Source organism: Corallococcus llansteffanensis, from assembly GCF_003612055.1.
GTDB lineage: Bacteria > Myxococcota > Myxococcia > Myxococcales > Myxococcaceae > Corallococcus > Corallococcus llansteffanensis.
Window position 1 is genome coordinate 1 of record NZ_RAWB01000407.1, and the last position, 8,996, is coordinate 8,996.

At 68.7% G+C, this 8,996-nt stretch carries 5 protein-coding genes; all 5 read left to right on the plus strand.

Features of this window, described 5'->3' with window-relative positions:
• The coding region (locus D7V93_RS29955) for a prepilin peptidase (RefSeq protein ID WP_147451404.1) at positions 1-380 on the plus strand (380 nt) is incomplete at its 5' end.
• Between the two features lie 45 nt (positions 381-425).
• On the plus strand, positions 426-1,874 hold the full coding sequence (locus tag D7V93_RS29960) for a type II and III secretion system protein family protein (protein ID WP_120646642.1): 1,449 nt from the start codon (positions 426-428) through the stop codon (positions 1,872-1,874).
• A gap of 168 nt (positions 1,875-2,042) precedes the next feature.
• Positions 2,043-3,809, plus strand: a complete 1,767-nt coding sequence (locus tag D7V93_RS29965) for a TadA family conjugal transfer-associated ATPase (RefSeq protein WP_120646643.1) — start codon at positions 2,043-2,045, stop codon at positions 3,807-3,809.
• 7 nt (positions 3,810-3,816) lie between these two features.
• Complete coding sequence (locus tag D7V93_RS29970) at positions 3,817-6,036, plus strand: FHA domain-containing protein (protein ID WP_120646644.1); 2,220 nt, start codon at positions 3,817-3,819, stop codon at positions 6,034-6,036.
• Positions 6,037-6,080: 44 nt separating this feature from the next.
• Complete coding sequence (gene polA / locus D7V93_RS29975; RefSeq protein WP_120646645.1) at positions 6,081-8,783, plus strand: DNA polymerase I; 2,703 nt, start codon at positions 6,081-6,083, stop codon at positions 8,781-8,783.
• Positions 8,784-8,996: the final 213 nt, after the last annotated feature.

Here is an 8,996-nt window from a genome sequence, read left to right on the forward strand (position 1 = left end):
GGCTGGAGTCGGGGATGGTGAGCGGGGCGCTCGCGGGCGCGGGACTGGCGCTGCTGCTGGTGCCCGGTGCGCTGCGCGGGCGCATGGGATGGGGTGACGTCAAGCTGATGGCGGGCGTGGGCTGTGTGCTGGGGTTCCCGGCGGTGCTCGCGGCGGCGGCCTTCATCTCGTTGGTGGGCGCGCTGCAGGCGGTCGTCACGCTGCTGTGGCAGGGGGCCGTCTGGGACACGCTGGCGGCGGTGGCCCGTCGCTGGGCGGTGCGGGCGAAGTTGCTGCGCGAGGAAACCTCTCCCGCTCCCGTGCGACACATCCCCTACGGCGTCTCCATCGCGCTCGGGACTTTCTGGGCCATGTGGTGGCAGCAACAACATCTGGGATAGCGCGCCGCCGTCAGCGCGCACTCACGCAAGAAGGGGATTCACACGATGTCCACGCGCTTCACGCACGCCGTCGCACTTGGCGCCCTCGTCACCCTGGTGGCCAGTGCCCCCGCCCTGGCCCAGGAGGGCAGCACCGTCAGCCTCGGTGTTGGCACGCAGAAGGTGCTCACCATCCCCGGCCTGAGCCGCGTCGCGCTGGGCGACCCGTCCATCGCCGAGGTGAAGACGCTGGGCACCGGCCAGCTGCTCGTCACCGGCCAGCAGGAGGGCAAGACGACACTGCTCGTCTGGAAGTCCTCGGGCCAGCGCATCAGCTACCTGGTCACGGTCCGCAAGCAGGACCCCAACGAGGTCATCTCCGAGATCAAGCGCCTGCTGGGCGAGATCGAAGGCGTGTCCGTGCGCATGGTGGGGGATCGCATCTACCTGGACGGTCAGGCCTACACGACGCAGGACGCGGACCGCATCGAGCAGGTGGTGAGCCTCTACCCGAACGTGAAGTCGTTCGTGAAGATCGCCCCCAACGCCAAGAAGCTGGTCGCCCAGAACCTGAACGCGGCCTTCCAGAAGGCGGGCCTGAAGAACGTGCAGGCCAACGTGGTGGGCGCGACCATCTTCCTGGAGGGCTCCGTGGAGAGCCAGCAGGACCTGCAGAAGGCGGAGCTCATCACCAAGGCCATTGGCGAGAAGGTGGAGAACCTGCTCGTCGTCGGCATCAAGCGGATGATCCTCTCCGAGGTCCAGTTCGTCGAAATCCGCCGCAACAGCCGCGACCGCTACGGCATCAAGTACCCCACGGACATCACCGGTGGCCTCTCGGCCGCGGTGGACCTCACCAAGGGGCTGATCCCCGGCGGGGACGCCATCGCGGGCCTCACGCTGGGCGCGGTGGGCTCGTCCGAGCTGAGCATCGGCTTCCAGGCCAACGACGGTTACGGCCGCCTGCTGGCGCAGCCCAAGCTGGTGTGCGCCAGCGGTGAGAAGGCGGAGTTCCTCGCCGGCGGCGAGGTGCCCATCCCGCTCATCACCAACACGCAGTTCACGGTGGAGTACAAGCCCTACGGCGTCATCCTGAACATCCGCCCCACCGCGGACCGCAACGGCAACATCCAGACGGAGGTGGAGGCCGAGGCGTCCGAAATCGACACCTCCGTGTCGGTGTCCTTCGGTGGCTCTTCCGCCATCCCCGGCTTCCGCACCCGTAAGGTGAAGACCAACGTCACCGTGCGCCACGGTGAGACCATCGTGCTGTCGGGCGTGTTCAGCCACGATGAGCAGAAGGCCGTCGCGAAGCTGCCGGGCCTGGGCAACATCCCCATCGTGGGCGAGCTGTTCAAGAACCGCGCGTTCGACTCCACCAAGCGCGAGCTGGTGATCTTCGTCACCCCGCGCATCGTGAACCCGGACTCGGACAAGGTCCGGAGCATCATCGAGGACGTGAAGACCCGCTACAAGCAGGCCCGCTCCGAGGTGAACTTCAACATCTTCGACTGAGGCTCGCGCCCGCCCTGGGCGCCCCCTTCAGCGACTGGTTCCGACTCCCGGGCCGGCCCCGCTCCCCTCCAGCAGGGGGGAGGGGGCCGGCCCGAGAGCTTGCGGGCAGGCGAGCGACCGTCGCAGGAGTCTTTGAGGTCGCAGGAGGGCTTGGTAGCATCCCGACCCATGTTTCTCATCACCCTGGCGGAGAAGGGCGGCGGGACGGAGCAGCGGGAATACCCCAAGAACGAGGTGACGATTGGCCGGCTCGCCGGCAATGACATCGTCCTCGGGAAGGGGAACGTCTCCAAGTACCACTCCCGCATCGTCGAGAAGGACGGACGCTTCATCATCGTGGACATGAAGTCCACGAACGGCACCTTCGTGAACGGCAAGAAGATTGCCGGACCCATGGTCCTCAAGCCCACGGACCAGGTCTCTATCGGCGACTACATCCTCAACGTGGAAGCGCTGGAGGACGCGTCGCAGGAGGCGCACGCCGACGAGGGCTACGACGAGGAGCAGGGCGAGGAGGCCTACGAGGAGGAAGAGGCCTACGAGGAAGAGGAGGCCTACGAGGAGGAGGAAGCTCCCGCTCCCGTCGCCGCCCCCAGCCGCATGCCCGCGTCCATGGCCGCGGCCATGGCGAAGAACAAGAAGAAGGTGGACCCGAAGCTGGAGCGCTACTCGCGCCTCCAGAAGGAGATCCACGACCGGCTCATCGAGTACCTGGACCTGCGTCGCATGGACATGGACCGGCTCGGGGACGAGGAGCTGTGGCGCCGCACCGAGAAGGCCATCCGCGACATCATCGACCAGATGGAAGCGGACGGAGAGCTTCCCACGGACGTGGACCGCGAGGAGCTGCTCACCGACGTCATCAACGAGGCGCTGGGCCTGGGGCCCCTGGAAGCGTTCCTCGCGTCGGAAGAGATCAGCGAGATCATGGTGAACCACGCCAACCAGATCTACATCGAGCGGCGGGGCAAGCTGACGCTGTCGGAGAAGACCTTCTCCTCCAACCAGGCGGTGCTCGGCGTCATCGAGCGCATCGTGGCGCCCATCGGCCGGCGCATCGACGAGTCGAGCCCGCTGGTGGACGCGCGCCTCAAGGACGGCAGCCGCGTCAACGCCATCATCCCGCCGCTGGCCCTCAAGGGGCCCTGCATCACGATCCGCAAGTTCAAGAAGGACGCGCTGAAGATCCAGGATCTCATCAAGTACAAGACCGTCACCGCGCAGATGGCCGAGTTCCTGGAGATGTGCGTGACGGCGCGTCGCAACATCGTCATCTCCGGCGGCACCGGCTCCGGCAAGACGACGACGCTGAACATCATCAGCTCGTTCATCCCGGAAGGCGAGCGCATCATCACGGTGGAGGACGCCGCGGAGCTGCAGCTTCCGCAGGACCACTGGGTGCAGCTGGAGAGCCGCCCGCCCAACCTGGAAGGCAAGGGCGCCATCACCATCCGCGAGCTGGTGAAGAACTGCCTGCGCATGCGGCCCGACCGCATCGTCGTGGGCGAGTGCCGCTCTGGCGAGACGCTGGACATGCTCCAGGCCATGAACACCGGCCACGACGGTTCGCTCACCACGCTGCACGCGAACACGCCGCGTGACGCCATCGCGCGGCTGGAGACGATGGTGCTCATGTCCGGCATGGAGCTGCCGGTGAAGGCCATCCGCGAGCAGATCGCCAGCGCCGTGCACCTCATCGTGCAGCAGACGCGCTTCTCCGACGGCTCTCGCAAGATCTGCTACATCACGGAGGTGTCCGGCATGGAGGTCGACATCGTGACCCTGCAGGACATCTTCTATTACAAGCAGGATGGCTTCACCGAGGACCACAAGGTGCGGGGCCGCTACGTGGCCTCGGGCTTCGTGCCGAAGTTCTATGACGAACTTCAGCGCAAGGGCCTTCCGGTGAACATGAGCATCTTCCGCGAGGACTGACGCGCCCATGGCAACCCTGGTCGTCCGTCACCCTGACGGCACTGAGCACGAGCACGAAATCGCTGGAGAGCTGAAGATCGGCCGCCAGCAGGGCAATGACCTCGTCCTCACGGAGGGAGGCGTGTCGCGGCAGCACGCGCGCGTCTACGTGGAGGGCGGCACCGTCTACATCGAGGACGGCAACAGCCAGAACGGCACGTTCGTGGACGGCGAGCGCATCGAGGGGCCCACGGCGGTGATGCCGGGCTCCCAGGTGTTGCTGGGCGACTACGAGATGAAGCTCAAGGGCAGCGCCAAGGGCTCCAGCGGCCGCAGGACGGCGACGCCTCCGCCCGGGATGGGCGACCCGGAGACGCTCGCGGACGCCCCGGTGAAGGGCACGCGCGCGATGCCCAGCATCAAGGCCAAGGCCACCGCGAACGGGGCCGCGAAGCCCGCGGGCGCGGCGCTGGCGAAGCGGCCTCAACGGCCCCTGCCCACCGGCGTGGTCGCGGGCGTGGGCGCGGGCCCGGTGCTCAAGGGGATGACGGGGCCGTGGGCCGGCAAGTCCTATCCCATCACCGCGACGCTGCTGGTGGGCCGGGCGCCGCCAGCGGTGGTGATGCTGGATGACGACTCGGTGAGCCGCAAGCACGCGGAGGTCCAGCGCGAGGGCAACGTCGTCAGGGCGCGCGACCTGGGCAGCGCCAACGGCACGCTGCTCAACGGCGAGCTGCTGGGGCAGGAGTTCGTGGACCTCCAGCCCGGCGACGTCCTCCAGTTCGGCGTGGTGGAGATGGCCTACGAGGCCTCCGACACGCCCGCGCGGCGTCCGGGCACGGGCGCGGGCGTCCCGCCCCGGCGGGGAAGCCGGGCGGAGCCCGCGACGGACAACCGGCGCAAGGTGGCCGTCATCGTCGGCGGCGTGGTGGCCCTGTTCGCCGTGGCGGCGGTGGTGAAGGTGTCCTTCGCGCCGGGCGTTTCGAAGAACCCGAAGCCCACCCAGGCCGTGTCGCAGGACCCCGCGCAACAGGTGCAGGAGCTGCTCAGCGAGTGCCGCTCCTACGCGTCCAACGACGTGGGGCCGCCCAACTGGGAGCGGGCCGAGCAGACGTGTGAGAAGGCGCTGGACATCGACCCCATCAACGCCGAGGCGAACAACCTCGTGCGGCGCATCAAGCTGGAGAAGGAGGCCTTCGAGAACTTCGAGTTCGCGAAGAAGTCCGTCGAGCTCAACCGCGAGAAGGAGGCCCTGCTCGCGCTGCGCAAGATTCCGAAGGAGAGCGAGTACTTCCGCCGCGCCCGCGCGAAGGCACGCGAGTCCGCCGAGCGGTTCGTGGAGCGCGCGAAGGACGACTGCAAGCGCTACTTGGGCAACGCGCAGTGGAAGGCCGCCGTGCCTCGCTGCCAGGACTTCATGGAAGTGTGGTGCCAGAAGCAGAGCAAGGAGGACATGGAGCCGCCGCTGGGCCAGACGCTCCGCCTGGAGGGTGGGTTGCGCCGCAACGAGTGGCGGCCCAAGGACCCCATGTTCGTGAAGTTCCTGGTGGCCCGGCTCAAGCTGGACCGCAACGCGGCGCCGTGGACCTGCCCGGTGTCGGACGTGCTCACCGAGGACAACCTGGGGCCGGATCAGGCCGGCGAAGTGCGCGCCATGATGAACAGCCGCTACAGCCCGAAGCTGATGCAGGCGGCGATGATGGACTACTGGAATGGCCGCGGCAGCGAGGCGCTGGCGACGTTGCAGAAGCTGCGCTCGAAGGAAGACTCCGCGCAGTTCCACGCCCAGGCGGACGATCTGATGCGGGACGTGTCCAACGTGGATCAGCTCTTCAAGACGGGCGAGAGCGCGCTCACCAACGAGGACCCCGAGCGCGCGGTGACGCCGTTCAAGGAAGCGCTGGCGACGGACAAGCGCCTGATGGGCGACCTGGCGGAGACGCACCTGTCCTTCTACCGGAAGAACATCTTCCAGGACATGGCGGCCAAGGCGTACCAGCGCGGCAAGCACTTCGCGGACCGCGAGGACAAGCGCCGCGGCTGCAAGATCTGGAAGCTGGGCTTCGAGTTCTACAAGGGCAACACGGACCTCAACCGCGCGGTGGCCTTCTGTTCGACGCAGGCGCAGCAGGCGCTGTCGGAGGTGGCCGGCTGCCAGGACCTGTCCATCGTGGAGGACTTCGCGGTGGCGGGTGACGGCATCGCGGAGATGGTGGCGACGAAGAAGCAGGAGCTGAAGTGCCGGTGAGGGGCTTCGTGGACAGGGAGCGGGAGGCGCGCTAGGGACGGGGGATGGCCGACACCAGCCCCCCGCGCTCCGAGCGCCGCCTGGCCCTCTTCGACGCCTCTGGCTTCATCTTCCGCGCCTACCACGCGATCCCCCCGCTCACGACGAGCAAGGGGGTGCCCACCAACGCGGTGCTGGGCTTCACCCGAATGGTGCTCAAGGCCCTGCAGGAGCTGAAGCCCACGCACGTGGCGCTGGCGTTCGACAAGTCGGGCCGCGTGGAGCGCCAGAAGATCGACCCGCAGTACAAGGCGAACCGCAAGGCGCCGCCAGAAGACCTGACGCCCCAGTTCCCGCTCATCCGCAAGGTGGGCGACGTGCTCAACCTGGCCTCGCTGGACGCGGAGGGCTGGGAGGCGGACGACGTCATCGGCACGCTGGCGATGCAGGCCAAGGCCGAGGGCTTCCAGGTGCTTGTCGTCACCAGCGACAAGGACTTCATGCAGATCGTCGACGAGGACATCACCCTCTTCGACCCGGCGAAGAACAAGCGCCTGGCCGTCGTGGACGTGCAGGAGAAGATGGGCATCCTGCCCCGGCAGGTGCGCGACTTCCTGGCCCTGGTGGGCGACGCGGTGGACAACGTCGCCAAGGTGCCGGGCGTGGGCGACAAGACGGCGGTGGAGCTGCTGCACCAGTTCGGCGACGTGGAGACGCTGCTGACGCGGCTGGACGAGGTGAAGAAGCCGAAGATCCGCGCGGCGCTGGAGTCCCACCGCGACAGCCTGCTGCGCGCCAAGCAGCTCGTCACCTTCAACACCACGCTGCCCCTGGGCGTGAAGCTGGAGGACCTGGCGCGGCGTCCGCCGGACTCCACGCGCGCGCGCGACCTGTTCACGGAGCTGGAGTTCTTCGCGCTCCTGCGCGACCTGCCGGCGGAGGAGACGCCGCGCCCGGAGGTGCCGCCGCTCGTCACCACCACCACGCTCGTCACCACCGAGGCGGAGCTGAAGACGCTGGCGGACGCGGCGCGCGCGGCCGGGGCCGTCACGCTGGTGCCTGCCTACGAGGGCCTGCCCTTCGCGGCCCCGCTGGTGGGCCTGGGCATGGCGCTGCCGGACGGCACCACGCGCTACGTGCCCCTGCGGCACCAGCAACTGGGCGCGGCCCAGATGCCGGTGGCGGCGTTCGCCTCGGTGATGAAGGACGTGCTGGCGGACGCGGCCGTGAAGAAGGGCGGGCATGACCTCAAGGCGCTCACGCTGGTGCTGGCCAACGAGGGCCTGCCGCTGGAGGGCGCGCACGACGACGTGGAGCTCTTGAGCTACCTGCTCAACCCGTCGCGCCGCGAGCACGCGCTGGCGGACCTGGCGCGGGAGCGGCTGCGCTCGGAGCTGCCGGCGCTGCCGGCGTCGGTGGAGGGCAAGAAGGGGCGGGCACTGTCGGACCACGGCCCGGACGAGGTGGCCGCGGCGTACGCGGTGCGCGCGGACGCGGCGCGGAGGCTGGCGCCGGAGCTGTGGCGCGAGCTGGAGCTGGGCGGGCTGGCGGAGCTGGCGCGCACGCTGGAGCTGCCCCTCTTGCCCATCCTCGCGCGCATGGAGCGCGAGGGCGTCAAGCTGGACGTGACGGAGCTTGCGCGCACCTCCGAGCGCGTGGACGTGGAGGTGAAGGCGAAGGAGGCGGAGTGCCACGTGGCCGCGGGCCACGTCTTCAACCTGGGCTCCAACCCGCAGCTGGCGCAGGTGCTGTACGAGGAGCTGAAGCTGCCCATCCTCAAGCGCGGCAAGACGGGGCCGTCCACGGATCAGGAGGTGCTGGAGAAGCTGGCCGAGGAGCACGGCAGCGCGCTGGCGCGGGCCCTCATCGAGTACCGGGGCCTGTCCAAGCTCAAGAGCACCTACCTGGACACGCTGCCCACGCTGGTTGCGAAGGACGGGCGCGTCCACACCACGTACCACCAGGCGGCCACGGCCACCGGCCGGCTGTCCTCGTCCGACCCGAACCTCCAGAACATCCCCATCCGCACCGAGGTGGGCCGGGAGATCCGCCGCGCCTTCGTGGCGGAGGCCGGGCACCAGCTGGTCAGCGCGGACTACTCGCAGGTGGAGCTGCGGCTGTTGGCGCACATCGCCGAGGACCCGGTGCTCATCCAGGCCTTCCTCGACGACGAGGACATCCACAGCCGCACGGCGGCGGAGATCTTCAGCATCAGCCCGAAGGACGTGGACCGCGAGCAGCGCCGCGTGGCGAAGACGGTGAACTTCGGCATCGCGTACGGCCTGTCCGCGCACGGCCTGTCCACGCGCCTGGGCATCTCCCAGGAGAGTGCCCGTGACGTCATCGAGCGGTACTTCACCCGGTACGCGGGCATCCGCCAGTACCTGGAGGACACCGTGGAGAAGGCGCGCAAGGTGGGCTACGTGGAGACGCTCTACGGACGCCGCCGCCTGATGGGCGACCTGCTGTCCAAGAACCGGGGCGTGGCCCAGGCCGCCGAGCGCGCCGCCATCAACATGCCCATCCAGGGCACCGCCGCGGACCTGATGAAGAAGGCGATGCTGGCGGTGGACGCGGCACTGCGCCAGGAGAAGCTGAAGACGCGCGTGCTCCTCCAAGTTCACGACGAACTGCTCTTCGAGGCGCCGGACGCGGAAGTGGAGGCGGTGAAGGCCCTGGCCCGGCGGTGCATGAGCGCCGTCGCCGAGCTGAAGGTGCCGCTCAAGGTGGACGTGGGCTCCGGGAAGAGCTGGGCGGACGCGCACTGAAGCGCCGCGGGACAAAAAATGCGGGAGAGCGCCCACCCCCGTAGGCGCCCTCCCGCGACTGCCCGTCCCCATTTCCCCCCGACAAAATATGCCGATCCGTCCGACCGGCGGAGCGCGCGGACCCCCAGCCACGCGTTCCGGCGTTCGAACCTGTGGGCGCGCTCACCGCTCCCCCGGGCAGGAACACGCTCCCCAAGGCGCGTCGCGGACCCC

Coding starts and splice junctions, on each gene's coding strand:
- D7V93_RS29965 (WP_120646643.1), top strand. CDS start 2,043: ATGTTTCTCATCACCCTGGCGGAGAAGGGCGGCGGGACGGAGCAGCGG.
- D7V93_RS29960 (WP_120646642.1), top strand. CDS start 426: ATGTCCACGCGCTTCACGCACGCCGTCGCACTTGGCGCCCTCGTCACC.
- polA (WP_120646645.1), top strand. CDS start 6,081: ATGGCCGACACCAGCCCCCCGCGCTCCGAGCGCCGCCTGGCCCTCTTC.
- D7V93_RS29970 (WP_120646644.1), top strand. CDS start 3,817: ATGGCAACCCTGGTCGTCCGTCACCCTGACGGCACTGAGCACGAGCAC.